At 71.9% G+C, this 17,897-nt stretch carries 18 protein-coding genes; 13 read left to right on the top strand and 5 right to left on the bottom strand.

What is annotated here, in order from left to right:
• Positions 1 to 200: 200 nt before the first annotated feature.
• From mdcA to Q8W71_RS14450, 11 genes are all read left to right on the top strand, one after another.
• On the top strand, positions 201 to 1,853 hold the full coding sequence (gene mdcA / locus Q8W71_RS14400) for a malonate decarboxylase subunit alpha (protein ID WP_305526070.1): 1,653 nt from the start codon (positions 201 to 203) through the stop codon (positions 1,851 to 1,853).
• 140 nt (positions 1,854 to 1,993) lie between these two features.
• Positions 1,994 to 2,302 carry a malonate decarboxylase acyl carrier protein gene (gene mdcC, locus Q8W71_RS14405; protein WP_305526071.1) on the top strand — a complete coding sequence of 103 codons (309 nt, stop codon included), beginning with the start codon at positions 1,994 to 1,996 and terminating at the stop codon, positions 2,300 to 2,302.
• Entirely contained in the window at positions 2,299 to 3,216 is a 918-nt protein-coding gene (locus Q8W71_RS14410) for a biotin-independent malonate decarboxylase subunit beta (RefSeq protein WP_305526072.1), read from the top strand. The genes mdcC and Q8W71_RS14410 overlap by 4 nt, the downstream gene beginning before the upstream one ends.
• Positions 3,203 to 3,919, top strand: a complete 717-nt coding sequence (gene mdcE / locus Q8W71_RS14415; protein WP_305526073.1) for a biotin-independent malonate decarboxylase subunit gamma — start codon at positions 3,203 to 3,205, stop codon at positions 3,917 to 3,919. The genes Q8W71_RS14410 and mdcE overlap by 14 nt, the downstream gene beginning before the upstream one ends.
• Positions 3,912 to 4,568: a malonate decarboxylase holo-[acyl-carrier-protein] synthase gene (mdcG, locus tag Q8W71_RS14420; protein ID WP_305526074.1), complete on the top strand. Its 657-nt coding sequence runs from the start codon at positions 3,912 to 3,914 to the stop codon at positions 4,566 to 4,568. Before mdcE ends, mdcG begins: the two co-directional genes overlap by 8 nt.
• Positions 4,565 to 5,488: an ACP S-malonyltransferase gene (locus Q8W71_RS14425; RefSeq protein ID WP_305526075.1), complete on the top strand. Its 924-nt coding sequence runs from the start codon at positions 4,565 to 4,567 to the stop codon at positions 5,486 to 5,488. Before mdcG ends, Q8W71_RS14425 begins: the two co-directional genes overlap by 4 nt.
• Positions 5,489 to 5,618: 130 nt before the next feature.
• Complete coding sequence (gene gmd / locus Q8W71_RS14430) at positions 5,619 to 6,602, top strand: GDP-mannose 4,6-dehydratase (protein WP_305526076.1); 984 nt, start codon at positions 5,619 to 5,621, stop codon at positions 6,600 to 6,602.
• Positions 6,603 to 6,676: 74 nt separating this feature from the next.
• Complete coding sequence (locus tag Q8W71_RS14435) at positions 6,677 to 8,158, top strand: aldehyde dehydrogenase (protein WP_305526077.1); 1,482 nt, start codon at positions 6,677 to 6,679, stop codon at positions 8,156 to 8,158.
• A gap of 205 nt (positions 8,159 to 8,363) precedes the next feature.
• Positions 8,364 to 8,933 carry an NUDIX domain-containing protein gene (locus Q8W71_RS14440; RefSeq protein WP_305526078.1) on the top strand — a complete coding sequence of 190 codons (570 nt, stop codon included), beginning with the start codon at positions 8,364 to 8,366 and terminating at the stop codon, positions 8,931 to 8,933.
• Positions 8,934 to 9,036: 103 nt separating this feature from the next.
• Positions 9,037 to 10,083, top strand: a complete 1,047-nt coding sequence (locus tag Q8W71_RS14445; protein WP_305526079.1) for an Ldh family oxidoreductase — start codon at positions 9,037 to 9,039, stop codon at positions 10,081 to 10,083.
• A 263-nt stretch (positions 10,084 to 10,346) separates the two neighbouring features.
• Positions 10,347 to 11,516: an acetyl-CoA acetyltransferase gene (locus Q8W71_RS14450; RefSeq protein WP_305526080.1), complete on the top strand. Its 1,170-nt coding sequence runs from the start codon at positions 10,347 to 10,349 to the stop codon at positions 11,514 to 11,516.
• A 172-nt stretch (positions 11,517 to 11,688) separates the two neighbouring features.
• Here Q8W71_RS14450 and Q8W71_RS14455 read toward each other — a convergent pair whose 3' ends face one another.
• The 5 genes from Q8W71_RS14455 to Q8W71_RS14475 all read right to left on the bottom strand — a co-directional run bounded on the left by Q8W71_RS14455 (position 11,689) and on the right by Q8W71_RS14475 (position 14,889).
• Positions 11,689 to 11,967 (bottom strand): type II toxin-antitoxin system RelE/ParE family toxin, encoded by a 279-nt coding sequence (locus tag Q8W71_RS14455; RefSeq protein WP_305526081.1) that lies wholly within the window; start codon positions 11,965 to 11,967, stop codon positions 11,689 to 11,691.
• The gene (locus Q8W71_RS14460; RefSeq protein ID WP_305526082.1) at positions 11,964 to 12,191 is read right to left on the bottom strand and encodes a hypothetical protein; all 228 of its coding nucleotides are present in this window, start codon (positions 12,189 to 12,191) and stop codon (positions 11,964 to 11,966) included. The genes Q8W71_RS14455 and Q8W71_RS14460 overlap by 4 nt, the downstream gene beginning before the upstream one ends.
• Before the next feature lie 136 nt (positions 12,192 to 12,327).
• Positions 12,328 to 13,620 carry an O-acetylhomoserine aminocarboxypropyltransferase/cysteine synthase family protein gene (locus Q8W71_RS14465; RefSeq protein WP_305526083.1) on the bottom strand — a complete coding sequence of 431 codons (1,293 nt, stop codon included), beginning with the start codon at positions 13,618 to 13,620 and terminating at the stop codon, positions 12,328 to 12,330.
• Positions 13,621 to 13,673: 53 nt separating this feature from the next.
• Entirely contained in the window at positions 13,674 to 14,060 is a 387-nt protein-coding gene (locus tag Q8W71_RS14470; protein ID WP_305526084.1) for a response regulator, read from the bottom strand.
• Between the two features lie 172 nt (positions 14,061 to 14,232).
• Entirely contained in the window at positions 14,233 to 14,889 is a 657-nt protein-coding gene (locus Q8W71_RS14475; RefSeq protein ID WP_305526085.1) for an alpha/beta hydrolase, read from the bottom strand.
• Between the two features lie 277 nt (positions 14,890 to 15,166).
• Between Q8W71_RS14475 and Q8W71_RS14480 the strand changes: the two genes are divergently transcribed.
• Together Q8W71_RS14480 and sufB are read left to right on the top strand one after the other, a co-directional pair.
• Entirely contained in the window at positions 15,167 to 16,327 is a 1,161-nt protein-coding gene (locus tag Q8W71_RS14480) for a cysteine desulfurase family protein (protein WP_305526086.1), read from the top strand.
• 67 nt (positions 16,328 to 16,394) lie between these two features.
• Entirely contained in the window at positions 16,395 to 17,864 is a 1,470-nt protein-coding gene (sufB, locus tag Q8W71_RS14485; RefSeq protein WP_305526087.1) for a Fe-S cluster assembly protein SufB, read from the top strand.
• The last annotated feature ends 33 nt before the right edge of the window (positions 17,865 to 17,897 follow it).

Below are 17,897 nucleotides of genomic sequence, written 5' to 3' on the forward strand. Positions count from 1 at the left end.
GGCGCCGCCGTGAACCGGGCCGCGGATCGGGCGTTTGGCAGCGGAGGTGCGGCCGGCTCGCGGGCTGGACCGCGGGTTCTGCGCGCGGGCGCGAGGTCTTTGACAGGTCGGCCGTTCCGTATACAGATTGGTCGAACAGGCGGTTCTGAGAATGCGATCGAGCGGTTATGAGGCCGTGCTCGCATACGGAGGAGGCCCGGATGGCCGATTGGCGCGGGGACAGGCAGGCCCGCGACGCGCGCCTCGACGCGGGCCGCGCCCATCTCGCCGGACGCGGCAAGGTCGTGGCGGCGCAGGCCGCGGTCGATCTGCTGGAGGCGGTGCTGCGGCCGGGCGACCGGGTCTGCCTGGAGGGGGACAACCAGAAGCAGGCGGATTGCCTCGCCCGGGCGCTCTCCGCGTGCGACCCCGGCCGGGTCCACGACCTGCACATGGTCCAGTCCGGCATCGTCCTGCCCGAGCACCTCGACGTGTTCGAGACCGGCATCGCCCGGCGGCTGGACTACTCGTATTCCGGCCCGCAGGGGGCGCGGATCGCCCGGATGCTCTACGGCGGCCAGATCCAGCTCGGGGCGGTGCACACCTACCTGGAGCTGTTCGCCCGCTACTTCATGGACCTGACGCCGAACGTGGCGCTGATCGCCGGCGTCTGCGCCGACCGGGACGGCAACCTCTACACCGGCCCCAACACCGAGGACACGCCGACCGTCGTCGAGGCGACGCACTTCAAGAACGGCGTCGTGATCGCGCAAGTGAACGAAATCGTGGACCGGGTGCCCCGGGTCGACATCCCCGGCGACCGGATCGACTTCGTTGTGGCGGCGGACAAGCCGTTCTACGTCGAGCCGCTGTTCACCCGCGATCCCGGCGCGATGACCGAGACGCAGATCCTGATCGCGATGATGGCGATCAAGGGGATCTACGCCGAGTACGGCATCCGCCGGCTCAACCACGGCATCGGCTTCGGCACGGCGGCGATCGAGTTGCTGCTGCCGACTTACGGCGAGCGGCTGGGCCTGAAGGGGAAGATCGCCACGCACTGGGCGCTCAACCCGCACCCGACCCTGATCCCGGCGATCGAGTCGGGCTGGGTGGAGCAGATCCACTGCTTCGGCTCGGAAGTCGGCATGGACCGCTACATCCGGGCGCGGCCAGACATCTTCTTCACCGGCTCGGACGGCAGCCTGCGCTCGAACCGGGCCTTCTGCCAGACGGCCGGGCTCTACGCCTGCGACATGTTCATCGGCGCGACCCTCCAGATCGACCTGATGGGGCACTCCTCCACCGTGACGCAGTCGCGGGTGGCGGGGTTCGGCGGCGCGCCGAACATGGGCTCGGACCCGCACGGCCGGCGCCACCCCTCCGATCCGTGGATGAAGGCGGGCCGCGAGGGGCAGGTCGTCGGCGACCCGGCGCTGATGCGCGGGCGCAAGCTCGTCGTGCAGCTCGTCGAGACCTTCGGCGACAAGCTGGTGCCGACCTTCGTCGAGCGCCTCGACGCGCTGGAACTGGCGCGGAAGATCGGGCTCGAACTGGCGCCGGTGATGATCTACGCCGACGACGTCACCCACATCGTCACCGAGGAGGGCATCGCCAACCTCCTGCTCTGCCGCGACGCGGACGAGCGCGAGCAGGCGATCCGCGGGGTGGCGGGCTACACCGAGGTCGGCCGCGGCCGCGACCGGGCGAAGGTCGAGGCCCTGCGCGCCCGGGGCGTGATCCGCCGCCCGGAGGATCTCGGCATCGAGCCGCTGGACGCCGACCGCTCCCTGCTCGCCGCGCGCTCGATCAAGGATCTCGTCCACTGGTCGGGCGGCCTCTACGAACCGCCGGCCCGGTTCCGGAACTGGTGAGGAATCGTTCCCCTCCCCCTTGCGGGGAGGGGTCAGGGGTGGGGGTGGTTCAGGATCGAGCGATCCGGTGCCTTCTGCACCACCCCCACCTCCAACTCCTCCCCGCAAGGGGAGGAGCGACGCCCGTGAGGAGTCCGCGGATGGAATCTCTGACGTTCCGGCACACGACCAAAAAGCCGCTTCCCGGCGCCAAGCCCCAGGCGATCACCGGCGTGGTCGCCTCGGGCAACCTCGAAGTGCTGCTGGAGCGGGTGCTGCCGCCCGACGCCTGCGAGGTGGCGATCGAGACGCCGATCACCGGCTACGGCCCGGTCTGGGAGGCTGTGGTGGCCGACTTCGTCGCCCGCGCCGAGCCCGGCGGGATCCGGATCTCGATCAACGACGGCGGCGCCCGGCCGGACACCGTCTCGCTGCGCCTCTTGCAGGGCGCCCGGCTGATGGAGGGGTGAGCGTGGCGATCGATCGCGATGCCTTGAGCTGGTACGAGGCGAGCGCGCGCCAGCGCGTCGATGCCCTCCTCGATACGGGCAGCTTCGCGGAGTTCCTCGGGCCGGAGGAGCGGCGGATGAGCCCGCACCTGCCGCTGTTCGACCTGCCGCGGGCCTTCGACGACGGGGTCGTCGTCGGGCGCGGCCGGCTCGACGGACGGCCGGTGCTCGTGGCCGCGCAGGAAGGCCGCTTCATGGGCGGGGCCTTCGGCGAGGTGCACGGGGCGAAGCTCGTCGGCCTGCTGCGCGCGGCGCGCGAGATAAAGCCCGCCGCCGTGCTGATCCTGTTCGACACCGGCGGCGTGCGCCTCCAGGAGGCCAATGCCGGCGAGACCGCCATCGCCGAGACGATGCGGGCGATCGCGGAGGTCCGGGCGGACGGGGTTCCGGTGATCGGGCTGATCGGCGGCCGGGCCGGGGCCTACGGGGGCGGCGGCCTCATCGCCGGGACCTGCTCGCGGCTCGCCGTGTCGGAGGGCGGGCGCATCTCGGTCTCGGGGCCGGAGGTGATCGAGACCAACAAGGGCGCGGAGGAGTTCGATTCCCGCGACCGGGCGCTGGTGTGGCGCACGATGGGCGGCAAGCACCGGCGCCTCACCGGGGGCGCCGACGCGTTCTGCGCCGATTCCGTCTCCGCCTTCCGGGAGGCCGCCCGCGCCCTGATCGGCCGCGCCCCGGCCTTCGACCTCGCCACGCTGGAGGCGGAGCACGCGCGCCTCCGGAATCGACTGGAAGAATTCGGGGATTGCCGGGACGCGACGGAGGTGTGGGCGCGGCTCGGGGTCAACGATCCCGACGCCGTGCCGGCGATGGATGCGCGGGCCTTCGACGAGACGGTGGCGGGCGTGGGAGGCGCGAACCATGACGCTCGCTGAGATCCTGGCCTCGCTGTTTCCCGGCGGGCACGCCGTCACGGTCGCGGACGGGCTGGTGAGCGGGGAGGGGCCGTTCGCGGGCGGGCGGCTGCACGTGATCGGCGTCGACGGCGACACGCCGCTCGGGATCGAGGGCGCCCTGGCCCTGGCGGGCCGGGTGCTCGACGCGGTGCGCGCGTGCGACCGGTCGCCGATCCTCGTGGCGGTCGATTCCGACAGCCAGCGCATGAGCCGGCGCGACGAGTTGCTCGGGCTCAACGAGTACCTCGCCCACCTCGCCAAGGCGCTGCTGCTCGCCGACCGCTCCGGCCACCCCACCGTCGGGCTGATCTACGGCCACTCGGCGGCGGGCGCCTTCATCGCGACCGCGCTGGCGACGCGGGTGCTGGCGGCCCTGCCCGGCGCCAACCCGAGCGTGATGGACCTGCCCTCGGTCGCCCGCGTCACCAAGCTGCCGCTCGATACGCTGACGGAGATGGCCAGATCGACCCCGGTCTTCGCCCCGGGCCTCGACAACATGGTCGCCGCGGGCGCCGTGCACGCGGTGCTCGACCCGGGCAAGTCCCTGGCGGAACAGGTCGGCGCCCTGATCGCCGGGCTGGCGGACGGGGACGCGCGCGACCGGCTCGGCGCCGAGCGCGGCGGCCGACCGGTCGCGGCGGAGATCGCCGACCGCGTCGCCGAGCGGGCGCGCGGTGCCTGAGGCTCACGCCCGCCACGACCTCGTGCGGGCCGCCCCCGCCGCCTGGGCCGCGCTGCTGCGCGACCGGCCGGACCTCGACGGCCTGCCCCATCTCGCCGGCTGGGCGGGGGCCCGGCGGCCGCTGATCGTCCGCCGCTCCCACCCGGGGGAGGGGACGGACCGCGTGCCGCTCGGCCTGCCGCTGCCGCCGGCCGACGGCAAGCGCCGGATCGGCCTCGCCCTGCCGGCCGCCGACCTCACGCCCGTGACCGCGCCGACGCTGGCCGAGGCCGCCGCGCACGCGCCCGCCGCGTGGCGCCCGACGCTCGACGCGCTGGTCGCCCTCGGCGCGCGCTGCGGGAGCCCGCCGCGGCCGTTCGGCGGCCTGCTCTGGCAGGCGATGACGGGGCTCGCCTATCTCACCGCGGCCTCCGACCTCGACCTGCTGTGGCCCTGCCCCGAGCCGGTGCCGTCGGACCTCCTCGACGGCCTCGTCCGGATCGCCGATGCCGCGCCGATGCGCCTCGACGGCGAGATCCTGCTGCCCGACGGCGGCGGGGTCCACTGGCGCGAGCTTCGCGACGCGCCGGCGGGCGGACCGGTGCTCGCCAAGTACCGGGACCGCGCCGCGCTGCGATCCGTCCCGGTGGGCGCCCGGGCCGCCGCGTGACTCTGGCCATCCTGCTCTCCGGCCAGGGCGGCCAGCACCCGGGGATGTTCGACCTCACCGCCGACCTGCCCGAGGCGCAGGGCGTCTTCGCCGCGGCCGCAGCCCTGCTCGGCGCCGACCCGCGCGCGCTGGCCCGGGCGGGCGGGTCGGCGCTCCACGACAACCGGACGGGGCAGATCCTGTGCTGCGTCGCCGGCCTCGCCGGCTGGCAGGTCGTGGCGGCGGCGCGGCCGGAGCGGGCGATCGTCGCCGGCTACAGCATCGGCGACCTCGCCGCCTGGGGGGTGGCCGGCCGGTTCGGTCCCGATACGGTGCTGCGGCTCGCCGCCGCCCGCGCGGAGGCGATGGACGCGGCCTCCGGCGACGGGTTCGGCCTCGCCGGCATCCGCGGGCTCGGCTTCGACGCGCTCGCCGCGTTGGCGGAGCGGCACGGCTGCCACCTCGCGATCCGCAACGCCGCCGACAGCGGCGTGGTCGGCGGCGCGCGGGACGCCCTCGACGCGCTCTGCCGGGAGGCGACGGGACTGGGCGCGCAGCGCGCCGTGGTGCTGCCGGTGCACACGCCCTCGCACACGCCGCTCCTCGACGCGGCCGCCGCGCGGTTCCGCGGGATCCTGGCCGGGGCCGAGACCCATCGGCCGGCCGCGGGCGCCCCCCGCCTCGTCAGCGGCCTCGACGGCGCGCCGGTGTTCGACGCGGCGGCGGGGCGCGAGAAGCTCGCCCTCCAGATCGCGCGGACGATCGACTGGGCCGCCTGCCTGGACGCCTGCCGGGAATACGGGGCGGACCGGGTGATCGAGCTCGGCCCCGGCCACGCGCTGGCGACCATGGCGGAGGCCGCGCTGCCCGGGGCGCGGGTGCACGCGCTGGAGGCGTTCCGCTCGCGGGACGGGGTCCGCGCCTGGATCGGCCGGCCCTGAGCATCCGCCCGGAATACCGACCCTGCGTCGAGGCCGCGCTGTATCCGTACAACTTCAGGCGACCGGCCGCGCCTTGACGGCGGCGGCGGATCGGTCTTAGCAGCCCTGAACTTTCGAAGAGGCGGTTTTGATGAGCGGCAAGCGTGCTCTGATCACGGGCGTGACGGGCCAGGACGGGGCGTACCTCGCGCAGTTCCTGCTGGGGAAGGGCTACGCGGTCACCGGCATCGTGCGCCGCTCCAGCCATGCCGGCGTCTACGACCACCGCCTCAAGTGGCTCGGCATCCTCGACGACGTCGAGCTCGTCGACGGCAACCTGCTCGACCTGTCGGCGCTCACCCGCATCGTCCAGGCGGCCAAGCCGGACGAGATCTACAACCTCGCCGCGCAGTCCTTCGTCACCTCCTCCTGGCAGCAGCCGCTGCTCACCGGGCAGGTGACGGGCCTCGGTGCCGTGCACATGCTGGAGTGCCTGCGCAGCGTCGCCCCGCAGGCGCGCTACTACCAGGCGTCCACGTCGGAGATGTTCGGCCTGATCCAGGAGGCGCGGCAGAGCGAGACGACGCCGTTCTACCCGCGCTCGCCCTACGGCGTGGCCAAGCTCTACGCGCACTGGATGACGATCAACTACCGTGAGAGCTTCGGGCTGCACGCCTCGAACGGGATCCTGTTCAACCATGAGAGTCCGCTGCGCGGCGTCGAGTTCGTCACCCGCAAGGTCACGGACGCGGTCGCGCGGATCAAGCTCGGCAAGCAGACCGAGCTGCGGCTCGGCAACATCGACGCCAAGCGCGACTGGGGCCACGCGCGCGACTACGTCAAGGCGATGTGGCTGATGCTCCAGCAGGAGACCCCGGACGACTACGTGATCGCCACCGGCCGCACCACGACGGTGCGGGCGATGTGCGAGATCGCCTTCAAGCATGTCGGGCTCAACATCGACGATCATCTGGTGATCGATCCGGCCCTGTTCCGCCCGGCGGAGGTGGAGGTGCTGCTCGGCGAGCCGGCCAAGGCCAAGGCGGCGTTCGGCTGGGAGGCGGAGACCAGCCTGGAGGCGCTGATCACCGAGATGGTCGACGCCGACGTGAAGCGCCTCTCGGCCAACGCCTGAGGCGCCGCGGGGCTCGCCGCTCCGGCGCGCGGGCCCATATTCGGGCGGGTCCACCGGCAACCGGGACCCGGCCCATGAAGACCTACCAGCTCTACATCGACGGCGCCTCCGTCGATCCCGTCGAGGGCCAGTGGCTCGACTCCGTCGATCCCTATCGCGGCGAGCCCTGGGCGCGGATCCCGCGGGGCACGCGCGCCGACGTGGACCGGGCGGTGGCTGCGGCCAAGCGGGCGATGTGGGAGGGCCCCTGGGCGACGATGACGGCGTCGGCCCGGGGCAAGGTGCTGCGCCGGATCGGCGACCTCGTGGAGCGCGAGGCGCGGGCGCTCGCCGAGGTCGAGGTCCGCGACAACGGCAAGCTGTTCGCCGAGATGTACGGCCAGACCCGCTACCAGCCGGAATGGTGGTATTACTTCGCCGGGCTCGCCGACAAGATCGAGGGCGCGCAGGTCCCGATCGACAAGCCCGAGACCTTCGCCTTCACCCGGCACGAGCCGGTGGGCGTGGTGGGCGCGCTCACCGCCTGGAACTCGCCGCTGCTGTTCGTCGCCTGGAAATGCGCCCCGGCGCTGGCGGCGGGCTGCGCGGTGGTGGTCAAGCCGTCCGAGTTCGCCTCGGCGAGCACGCTGGAATTCGCGGCGCTCACCAGGGAGGCCGGGCTGCCGGACGGTATGTTCAACGTCGTCACCGGCTACGGCCAGGAGGCCGGCGCCGCGATCGTCGAGCACCCGGATGTCGCCAAGATCACCTTCACCGGCTCGGACGCCACGGGCGCGCGGATCTACGCGACCGCGGCCCAGCAGATCAAGCGCGTCTCGCTGGAACTCGGCGGCAAGTCGCCGAACATCGTGTTCGAGGATGCCGACCTGAAGGCCGCCGCGTCGGGCGCCATCTCCGGCATCTTCGCCGCCACCGGCCAGACCTGCATCGCCGGCTCGCGGCTGCTCGTGCAGAACAGCATCCGGGAACAGTTCACCGAGCAGCTCGTGGCGCTGGCCAGATCCGCCCGGCTCGGCGACCCGATGGCGCCTGAGACCAATATCGGCCCGATCACCACGCCGCCGCAATACGCCAAGGTGCTCGACTACATCGCGCTCGCCAAGAGCGAGGGCGCGCGCTGCCTGCTCGGCGGCGGCCCGGCCACGGGGGAGGGGGTGCAGGGCGGCCAGTTCGTCGCCCCGACGATCTTCGCCGACGTCACCAACGACATGCGCATCGCGCAGGAGGAGGTGTTCGGCCCGGTCCTGTCGATCATCGGCTTCGACGACGAGGCCGAGGCGCTGAGGCTCGGCAACGACGTGATCTACGGGCTGGCGGCCGGGGTCTGGACCCAGGACATCGGCCGGGCGATGCGGATGTCGAAGGGCCTGCGCGCCGGCACCGTCTGGGTGAACACCTACCGGGCGGTGAGCTACATGATGCCGTTCGGCGGCATGAAGCGCTCCGGCATCGGCCGCGAGAGCGGCATCGAGTCGATCCGCGCGTATCTGGAGACCAAGAGCGTGTGGATCTCGACCAGCCGCGACGCGCCGGAGAACCCGTTCGTGATGCGGTGAGCTTCGCGGCAAGCGCGCCGCTCGCTCTGATGGAGGGAAGCCGGAGTTTGTGGCGGGCACGACGTCCGCCCTCCGCGGGTTACGACATCTGCGCATCGTTCTGCGGACGGTCGCCGACGGGCCTCTCCTCCCCCTTGTGGGGAGGGGAGCCGCGCGCCTGCCAGACGACGCCCGACAATCCCTGAACTCAACCTCCGGCAACGCCATGAAGGCTGAAATCCAGACGATCCGGTACGTGCACGAGGGGTGGAGCCGGTTCGGGATCGCCACCGTGCGGCTCGCCGACGGGGCGATCGTCGAGCGCGAGATCGAGGACCACGGCGACTCGGTGGGCGTGCTGCCCTACGATCCCAGGCGGCGGGTCGCGACCCTGGTCCGGGAGCTGCGGGTGCCGGCCCTGCACGCCGAGGGCCACCAGACGCATCTGGAGGCGCCCGCCGGGCTCATCGACGACGGCGGGCCGGAGGAGAACGTCCGGCGCGAGGCGCTGGAGGAGGTAGGACTGCGGCTCGGCGCGCTGGAGCCGGTCGGTGCGGCCTATTCCTGCGCGGGCATCTCGACGGAGCGGATCCACCTCTTCCTCGCGGCCTACGGGCCCGGCGACCGCGTCGAGCCCGGCGGCGGGGCCGAGGGCGAGCACGAGAACATCCGCGTGGTCGAGATGCCGCTGGCCGAGCTGGGCCGGCTGGCGGACGCGGGCGGGCTGGTCGACCTCAAGACCCTGACTTTGGTCCTGGCGCTGCGCGCGCGCCATCCGGATCTCTTCACGGGATGAGGCGGAACGCCCGCTGGCTGCTCACGGGGATCGTGCTGCTGGCGGTGGCCTGGGTCGCGTTCCACCTGCGGTGATCCGCAGGAGCGCGAGGAGGAGGGGTTGAATGACCGGCACGATCGACCCAGAGCGCCTGCTCGCCTTCGCCACCGCGGTCTACGTCCGCTGCGGGATGCCGGAGGCCGACGCGCGGCTCAGCGCCGACACCCTCGTCCAGGCCGACCTCTGGGGACACCAGTCCCACGGGGTCATGCGCCTGTCCTGGTACGTCGCGCGGCTGCGCTCCGGCGTCTGCGCCGCGGTGGCGGAGCCGGAGACGGTGGTCGATGCCGGCGCGGTGGCGGTGATCGACGGGCGCGACGCGATGGGGCAGGTGCTCACCGCCCGCGCCATGGACGAGGCGGTCACCCGGGCGCGGGCGCACGGGATCGGTGCCGTGGCGCTCCGGAACTCCGGGCATTTCGGCACCGCCATGTACTACACGCGCATGGCGGCGCGGGCGGGCTGCGTCGGCTTCCTGTCCACCAACGCCAGCCCGTCGATGGCGCCGTGGGGCGGCCGGGAGAAGGTGGTCGGCAACAATCCGTGGTCGTGGGCGGCGCCGGCCGGCCGCCACGCGCCGATGGTGCTCGACATCGCCAACACCGGCGTCGCCCGCGGCAAGATCTACCTCGCCCGCCAGAAGGGACTGCCGATTCCGGAAGGGTGGGCGCTCGATGCCGCTGGCGCGCCCACCACCGACCCGGCGGCGGCGATCGAGGGGATCGTCCTGCCGATGGCCGGGCACAAGGGCTACGCCATCGCCGTGATGATGGACATGCTGTCGGGGGTGCTCGCGGGCAGCGCGTCGGGCACCGGCGTCGCCGGCCCCTACCAAGCCGAGCGCCGCAGCGGCGCCGGCCAGTTCCTGCTCGCCCTCGACATCGCCCGCTTCCAGCCCCCCGAGGATTTCGCCGCCCGCATGGAGGCGCTGATCACCGAGTTGAAGGGCGTGCCGCTCGCCCAAGGGTTCGACGAGGTCTTCTATCCCGGCGAGATCGAGGCGCGGGCCGAAGCCCGTCACCGCGCCGAGGGGCTCGTCCTGCCCGAGGATACGCTGGCGGACCTGGGCCGGCTGGCGGAGGAGACCGGGGTGCCGCTGGCGCTCGGGTGAAGGCGGCGCTTCCCTCCCTCTCTCCCCTATGCGGGAGAGCGTGGCGCCCGAAGGGCGTCGGGTGAGGGGAGCACCGGTGCAGACGGTGGCGGACGGCTATCGGCCGCGAAGACCTCTGTTGGAGCTGGGCTCCCCTGTCCCGACCCGGCCGTGAGGCCGGACACGATGCCGGCAGATCACGAGCGCTGCCCGATCATCCCTGCACCGGCCTTGATCGCGAGCCCCGCCGGGCCCATCGTCCGGGGAACGGGAGACATCTTGGAATGACGCGCGCCTGCATCGTGGGCTGGGCCCACACCCCCTTCGGCAAGCTGGAGGATCCGGACGTCGAGAGCCTGATCGCCCGGGTCTCCGGCGAGGCGCTGGCCCATGCCGGCGTGGCGGAGGCCGACGTCGACGGGATCTACGTCGGCGTGATGAACACCGGCTTCTCGAAGCAGGGGTTCGAGGGCGCGCAGGTCGCGCTCCACCGCCCGGGCCTCGCCCACGTCCCCGCGACCCACCTGGAGAACGCCTGCGCCACCGGCTCGGCCGCCCTCTACGCGGCCCTCGACTTCGTGGACAGCGGCCGCGGTCGGATCGCCCTGGTGGTCGGCGCCGAGAAGATGACGGCCAAGTCCGTGCCCGAGACCAGCGACATCCTGCTCAGCGCCTCCTACCGCAAGGAGGAGGCCGACATCGAGGGCGGCTTCGCGGGCGTGTTCGGGCGGATCGCGGCGGGCTACTTCCAGCGCTACGGCGACCGCAGCGAGGAACTGGCGCGGATCGCCGCCAAGAACCACCGCAACGGCGTCGCCAACCCCTACGCGCAGATGCGCAAGGATTTCGGCTTCGACTTCTGCAACCGGATCTCCGAGAAGAACCCCTACGTCGCCGCGCCCCTGCGGCGCACCGACTGCTCGCTGATCTCGGACGGGGCCGCGGCCATCGTCGTCGCCGACGCCGAGACGGCGGAGGGGCTGGAGCGGGCGATCGGCTTCCGCGCCCGGGCCCACGTCAACGACATCCTGCCCCTGTCGCGGCGCGACCCCACCGCCTTCGAGGGCGGCCGCCGCGCCTGGGACAAGGCCCGCGCCCAGGCGGGGATCACCAACGACGACCTCTCCTTCGTCGAGACCCACGACTGCTTCACCATCGCCGAGCTGATCGAGTACGAGGCGATGGGGCTCGCCGCCCCCGGCGAGGGCTACCGCGTGGTCCGCGAGGGGCTGGCGGAGAAGGGCGGCCGGCTGCCGATCAACCCGTCCGGCGGCCTCAAGGCCAAGGGCCACCCGGTGGGCGCCACCGGCGTGTCGATGCACGTCATGGCCTGCCTGCAACTGATGAACGAGGCCGGCGAGATGCAGGTGCCGGACGCCAAACTCGCCGGCATCTTCAACATGGGCGGCGCCGCGGTGGCCAACTACGTGTCGATCCTGGAGCGGCGTCGATAAGGCGCTCGGTCCGCGGCGTCCCGTCGGGATCGCCGCGGATCAGGCAGATCGGGGGTGCGAGAGCCCCCGCATCACCGCAGGTCGGCGCGTCTCGGTCCAGCGCCCGGCTTCACACCGTGCCTGCGGCCGCCCTTCGCCCCCGCGCCGGTCGAGACGCGGGCGTGACCGTCGATCATGCGAGGGGCCGCCGCGACGTGTGGCGGAACCGGCGCAGCACGATCTCGTCCTCCCCGACCGAATAATCGAGGAGATAGGGATAAGTGCCCAGCGGGAAGCGCCGGATGTCCCGCTTGCTGGTCTCGCGCGCGCTGTGGAGGTGCATTCGCAGCAGTGCGACCACAGCGGAGATACGATCCCGCAAACCGCGTGCGGCCTGGGGGTTCTGCGTCGCCAGATAAATCACGGCGGTGTCGATCTGCCGGATGATGGTGCGCGTGTAGCGGACCTTCACAGGCCGTGCTTCGCCCACATCGCGCGGACTTCTTCGTCGGTGGCGAAGTCACCGCGCGCCACCTCTGCGTCGGATTCGGCCAAGTCCGCCTCCTCCTCCGGGGTAAGCTGATAGATCGAGGCGTCATCCCCGGCCAGCGTGAGCACGACGCGCGCGATGTCGTCCTGCAGGGCGGGAGGGAGGCCGCGCGCGGCCTTCAACGCCTTCTCGAGAAGGTCGGTCATGGGCTCATTCTGCACCGGGACCCTGCACACAGAAAGAGCTTATCCTTCGAGGGATCCGCGCGGCGCGCGAAGCTTCCGGATTGTCCAGGTCCCGAGCCGGCGGAACGACGCGGGCCAAGACCGCGCATCCGTCCGATCAATCGACCCTGTCCAGCGCCTGCGCGATGTCGGCGATCAGGTCCTCCGCGTTCTCCAGGCCGATCGACAGGCGCACCGTCTCGGGGCCGACGAAGGCGGCGGCCTTCTCGGAATCCGGGAGCTGGCGATGCGTGGTGGTGGCCGGATGGATCGCGAGCGACTTGATCTCGCCGATGTTCACGAGGTGCGAGACGAGTTCGAGCCCGGCGATGAAGGCCAGCGCCGCCGGCTCGCCGCCCTTCAGCGCGACCGTGAAGATCGAGCCGGGCCCCTGCGGCGTGTAGCGCCGGGCGTTCTCCTCGCCGGTCTGGCCGGGCAGGCCGGGGTAGCTCACCCAGGCGACCTTCGGGTGGTCCTTGAGGAAGGCGGCCACCGCCTTGGCGTTGGCGCAGTGGCGCTCCATGCGCAGCGGAAGGGTCTCGATGCCGGTGAGCGTCAGGAAGGCGTTCATCGGCGACAGGCCGGGGCCGAGGTCGCGCAGGCCGAACAGCCGGCAGGCCACCGCGAACGGCGTCTCGGGGAAGCGCTCGGGGATGACGAGCCCGTCGTAGTCGGGCCAGGGGCCGTTGATCAGGTCGTAGCCGCCGGCCTTGACCCAGTCGAACGAGCCGGCATCGCAGATCACCCCGCCGATGGTCTGGCCGGAACCGCCGAGGAACTTCGAGGTCGAGTGCACGACGATGTCGGCGCCGTGCTCGATCGGCCGGATCAGGGCCGGGGAGGCCAGCGTATTGTCCACGACGAGCGGCAGGCCGTGGCGGCGGGCGACCGCGGCGACCCCTTCGAGATCCGTGACGTAGCCGCACGGGTTGACGATCGATTCGCAGACGATCGCCCGGCACTCCGGCGTGATCGCCGCCTCGAAATCCTCCGGCGTCATGCCCTTGGCGAAGCGGGGCCTGAGGTCGTAGCGGCCGTCGAGGCGGCGCATCAGGCCGAGCGAGCCGCCGAACAGGCGCGGCGAGGCGACGTAGGCGTCGCCCGAGCGCAGCAGCGTCATCAGCACGAGCAGCACGGCCGACTGGCCGGAGGCGACGGCGATCGCCGCCTTGGCGCCCTCCAGCGCCGCCACCCGGCGCTCCAGCGCGGCCACCGTCGGGTTCGAGCCGCGCGAGTAGGAGTAGCCGGTCTTGCGCACGGCGAAGATGTCGGCCGCCTGCTCGGTCGAATCGAACACGAAGCCGTTGGTGAAGTAGATCGGCTGGACCCGCGCGCCGGTGGCCGGGTCGGGGCTCGCGCCGGCGTGGATCGCCTGGGTCGCGAAGCGGTGCGGTCGGGTGCTGTCCGTCATGGCTCTCGATACGGCCTCGAAGCCGGATCGTCGAGGCCGACCGGTCCCATGCCTCAGGCGGCGCGGCGGATGAAGGCGCGCAGGGTGCGCACCAGGGTCGACGGCTCGTAGGGCTTGGGGATGAAGCGGGCGCCGTCGGGCATGTCGTCGGGCCCCGGCGTGCCCATCCCCGAGACGACCAGCACGGGAATCGTCGGCCATCGGTGGGCGACCAGACGGGCGAGCGCGAAGCCGTCCATCGAGCCCTGGGGCATGTCGACGTCGGTCATCAGCACCTCGACGTCGTCCCGGTTCTCCAGCACCTTCAGCGCCTTGTCGGCGTGGGTCGCCTCCAGCACCGTGAACCCGGCATCCGCCAGCGTGTCGGACGCCTCCATCAGCAGGAGGCCGTCGTCCTCGACCAGCAGCACCACGGGTTGCTCGGACGGGCTGTCTGTCATCAGTCCTGCGGCTGCGTCACGCGATAGGGTCGGCCCGGGCCGTATTCCCCGACCCTCCCCCCGTCAAGGCGCGGCGATCACCGGCTTCCGTGCGCGCGAACGCCGTTCGCGCGCGATGAACCTCTCACGAACGCCCCGATCCTGCGACGTTTGGCCCCCCGACCAGGGCCGCTCAGGCGGCCTCGTCGCGCTTGCCGAGGCGCTTGTCGAGGTAGGTGTCGACCGTCTGCGTCAGCTCCTCGACCTTGCCGTCGAAGAAGTGGTTGGCGCCCTCGACCATCTGGTGCTCGATGATGACGCCCTTCTGGGTCTTCACCTTCTCGATCACCGGCATGACCTCCCGGGCCGGGGCCACCCGGTCCTCGGAGCCGTGCACGAACAGGCCCGAGGAGGGGCAGGGGGCGAGGAAGGTGAAGTCGTAGCGGTTGGCCATCGCCGCGATCGAGATGAAGCCCTCGATCTCCGGGCGGCGCATCAGGAGCTGCATGCCGATCCAAGAGCCGAACGAGACGCCCGCGATCCAGCACGACTTCGCCTCGGGGTTGACCGACTGCACCCAGTCGAGGGCGGCGGCCGCGTCCGACAGTTCCCCGGAGCCGTGGTCGAACGCCCCCTGGCTGCGCCCGACCCCGCGGAAATTGAAGCGCAGGGCCGCGAATCCGCGGTTGGCGAAGGTGTAGAAAAGGTTGTACACAATTTGATTGTTCATGGTGCCCCCGAACTGGGGGTGCGGGTGCAGCACGATGGCGATGGGCGCGCCGCGCTTCTTCGGGGCCTGGTAGCGGCCTTCGAGGCGGCCGGCGGGACCGGTGAAGATGACTTCGGGCATACCTGCTCACTCGCTCGCGCCGCCGCTCGCGCCGCCGACCGGGGCGCGAGACAGCCTTGACTCGCCGCGCGCGCACCATACAAGCGCTCTTAGAACGATTCCAGACGATTGGAATCGTTCCAAACAAGGCGGCCCGGCATCAAGCGCCGACGGCCCGCCCGAGAGCCCGTCGGTCGGCGGGACGAAATTTCGGTGGCGCGCCATAGCACGGGGCGCCGGCCCGCGCGCAAGCAAATGTGGCGCGGGATCAACGCGGAACAGGGAATCACGAGGCCGGATGAGCCAGCCGCGCGCCTATCTCGACCACAACGCCACCGCCCCGGTCCGCCCGGCCGTGGCGGAGGCGGTCGCGCGCGCGCTCACCCTGCCCGGCAACCCGTCCTCGGTCCACGCGGAGGGGCGCGCCGCCCGCGCCGCGCTGGAGGCGGCCCGCGGGCCGGTGGCGGCGCTGGTCGGCGCGCAGGCCCAGCAGGTGGTGTTCACGAGCGGCGGCACCGAGGCGGCCAACGCCGTCCTGTCCGGGGCGCTGCGCCGGGGGAGCACGAGCCCGACGCGCCTGCTCTACGGGGCGAGCGAGCACCCCTGCGTCGCCGCGGGCCACCGCTTCGCGCAGGCCGAGACCCTGCCGGTGACGGCGGACGGGGTGATCGACCTCGACGCCCTGGAGGCGCGGCTCGCGGCGCTGGCGGGGGAGGCGGTGCTGGTCTCGGTCCACGCCGCCAACAACGAGACCGGCGTGGTCCAGCCGCTGCCCGGGATCGTCGCCCTGGCCCGCGCCCACGGCCGCGCGCTCGTCCACAGCGACGCGGTGCAGGCGGTGGGCAAGATCCCCCTCGACATGGCGGCGCTCGGCCTCGACGCGCTGACCCTGTCGGGCCACAAGTTCGCCGCGCCGAAGGGCGTCGGCGCGCTGGTGCTCGCTCCGGGCGTGAGTCTCGACGCGGCCTTCGTCCGCGGCGGCGGGCAGGAGGCGCGGCTGCGCTGCGGCACCGAGTGCCTGCCGGGCATCGTCGGCCTGGGCGAGGCGGCCCGTATCGCCGGCGAGACGCGCGACGGGGAGGCCGCGCGCCTCGCGGACCTGCGCGACCGGATCGAGGCCGGCGTGCTGGCCCGCGCCCCGGACGCGGTCGTGTTCGGCGCGCACGCCCCGCGCCTGCCCAACACCCTGGGCTTCGCCGTGCCCGGGCTCGACGCGCCCGCGGCGCTGATTGCCCTCGACCTCGCGGGGGTGGCCGTGTCCTCGGGCTCGGCCTGCGCGTCGGGGAAGGTGGCCCGCTCGGCGACGCTGGCGGCGATGGGCGTGAGCCCTGCGCTGGCCGCGGGGGCGCTGCGCGTCAGCCTCGGCTGGAATACCGTCGAGGGGGACGCCCTGCGCTTCCTCGACGCCTTCGAACGGATCGCAACATCCCTATATGAGCGGCGAGGGCGCGCGGCCTGAGAGCCGCGTCCCAAGCCATTCGCACACGCTTCCCGGCCCTTGACGCCGGGCTTGCCAGGAGACGCTGATGCCTGCCGTGCAGGAAACCATCGACCGGGTCCGCGCGATCGATCTCGATCAGTACAAGTACGGGTTTGAGACCACGATCGAGATGGAGAAGTCCGAGAAGGGCATCTCCGAGGACGTGATCCGCTTCATCTCAGGCAAGAAGAACGAGCCCGCGTGGCTGCTCGAATGGCGCCTCGACGCCTACAAGCGCTGGCAGACGATGAAGGAGCCGGAGTGGGCGCGGGTCTCCTACGACCGGGTCGACTACGACGACATCTACTACTACGCCGCCCCGAAGCGTCAGGGGCCGGAGTCGCTCGACGAGATCGACCCCGAGATCCTCAAGACCTACGAGAAGCTCGGCATCCCGCTGCGCGAGGTCGAGGTGCTGGAGGGCATCGCCCCCGAGCGCCGCGTCGCCGTCGATGCCGTGTTCGACTCGGTCTCGGTCGCGACCACCTTCAAGAAGGAGCTGGAGAAGGCCGGCGTCATCTTCATGCCGATCTCGGAGGCCGTGCGCGAGCATCCGGAGCTGGTGAAGAAGTACCTCGGCTCGGTCGTCCCGGTGACCGACAACTTCTTCGCGACGCTGAACTCGGCGGTCTTCTCGGACGGCTCGTTCGTCTACATCCCGCCGGGCGTGCGCTGCCCGATGGAGCTGTCGACCTACTTCCGCATCAACGAGCGCGATACCGGCCAGTTCGAGCGCACGCTGATCATCGCCGACAAGGGCTCCTACGTCTCGTACCTCGAAGGCTGCACGGCCCCGAAGCGCGACGACAACCAGCTCCACGCCGCGGTGGTCGAGCTCGTCGCCCTTGAGGACGCCGAGATCAAGTACTCCACCGTCCAGAACTGGTACCCGGGCGACAACGACGGCAAGGGCGGGATCTACAACTTCGTGACCAAGCGCGGCGACTGCCGCGGCGCCCGCTCGAAGATCTCGTGGACCCAGGTCGAGACCGGCTCGGCGATCACCTGGAAGTACCCGTCCTGCATCCTGCGCGGCGACGATTCCCGCGGCGAGTTCTACTCGATCGCGGTGTCGAACGGCATGCAGCAGGTCGATTCCGGCACCAAGATGATCCACCTGGGCAAGAACACCACCAGCCGGATCATCTCCAAGGGCATCTCGGCCGGGCGCTCGCAGAACACCTATCGCGGCCTCGTCTCGGCCCACAGGAAGGCCAAGGGTGCGCGCAACTTCACCAACTGCGACAGCCTGCTGATCGGCGATCAGTGCGGGGCGCACACCGTGCCCTACATCGAGTCGAAGAACGCCTCCGCGGTGTTCGAGCACGAGGCCACCACCTCGAAGATCTCCGAGGACCAGAAGTTCTACTGCCAGCAGCGCGGCCTCTCCGAGGAGGAGGCGACCGCGCTGATCGTCAACGGCTTCGTCCGCGACGTGCTGCAGCAACTGCCGATGGAGTTCGCGGTGGAGGCCCAGAAGCTGATCTCGATCAGCCTGGAAGGCTCGGTGGGCTGACGGCCTAGGAAAGATAAGTGCCATCTCCCTCCC

This window comes from Methylobacterium amylolyticum, assembly GCF_030700245.1.
Classification (GTDB): Bacteria; Pseudomonadota; Alphaproteobacteria; order Rhizobiales; family Beijerinckiaceae; genus Methylobacterium.

Excerpts from the sequence above, each read along its gene's own strand:
- Q8W71_RS14435 (WP_305526077.1), top strand. The coding sequence starts at position 6,677 with ATGAAGACCTACCAGCTCTACATCGACGGCGCCTCCGTCGATCCCGTC.
- Q8W71_RS14460 (WP_305526082.1), bottom strand. The coding sequence starts at position 12,191 with ATGACCGACCTTCTCGAGAAGGCGTTGAAGGCCGCGCGCGGCCTCCCT.
- gmd (WP_305526076.1), top strand. The coding sequence starts at position 5,619 with ATGAGCGGCAAGCGTGCTCTGATCACGGGCGTGACGGGCCAGGACGGG.
- Q8W71_RS14475 (WP_305526085.1), bottom strand. The coding sequence starts at position 14,889 with ATGCCCGAAGTCATCTTCACCGGTCCCGCCGGCCGCCTCGAAGGCCGC.
- Q8W71_RS14480 (WP_305526086.1), top strand. The coding sequence starts at position 15,167 with ATGAGCCAGCCGCGCGCCTATCTCGACCACAACGCCACCGCCCCGGTC.
- mdcA (WP_305526070.1), top strand. The coding sequence starts at position 201 with ATGGCCGATTGGCGCGGGGACAGGCAGGCCCGCGACGCGCGCCTCGAC.
- mdcE (WP_305526073.1), top strand. The coding sequence starts at position 3,203 with ATGACGCTCGCTGAGATCCTGGCCTCGCTGTTTCCCGGCGGGCACGCC.
- sufB (WP_305526087.1), top strand. The coding sequence starts at position 16,395 with ATGCCTGCCGTGCAGGAAACCATCGACCGGGTCCGCGCGATCGATCTC.
- Q8W71_RS14465 (WP_305526083.1), bottom strand. The coding sequence starts at position 13,620 with ATGACGGACAGCACCCGACCGCACCGCTTCGCGACCCAGGCGATCCAC.
- mdcC (WP_305526071.1), top strand. The coding sequence starts at position 1,994 with ATGGAATCTCTGACGTTCCGGCACACGACCAAAAAGCCGCTTCCCGGC.
- Q8W71_RS14440 (WP_305526078.1), top strand. The coding sequence starts at position 8,364 with ATGAAGGCTGAAATCCAGACGATCCGGTACGTGCACGAGGGGTGGAGC.
- Q8W71_RS14445 (WP_305526079.1), top strand. The coding sequence starts at position 9,037 with ATGACCGGCACGATCGACCCAGAGCGCCTGCTCGCCTTCGCCACCGCG.
- Q8W71_RS14450 (WP_305526080.1), top strand. The coding sequence starts at position 10,347 with ATGACGCGCGCCTGCATCGTGGGCTGGGCCCACACCCCCTTCGGCAAG.
- Q8W71_RS14470 (WP_305526084.1), bottom strand. The coding sequence starts at position 14,060 with ATGACAGACAGCCCGTCCGAGCAACCCGTGGTGCTGCTGGTCGAGGAC.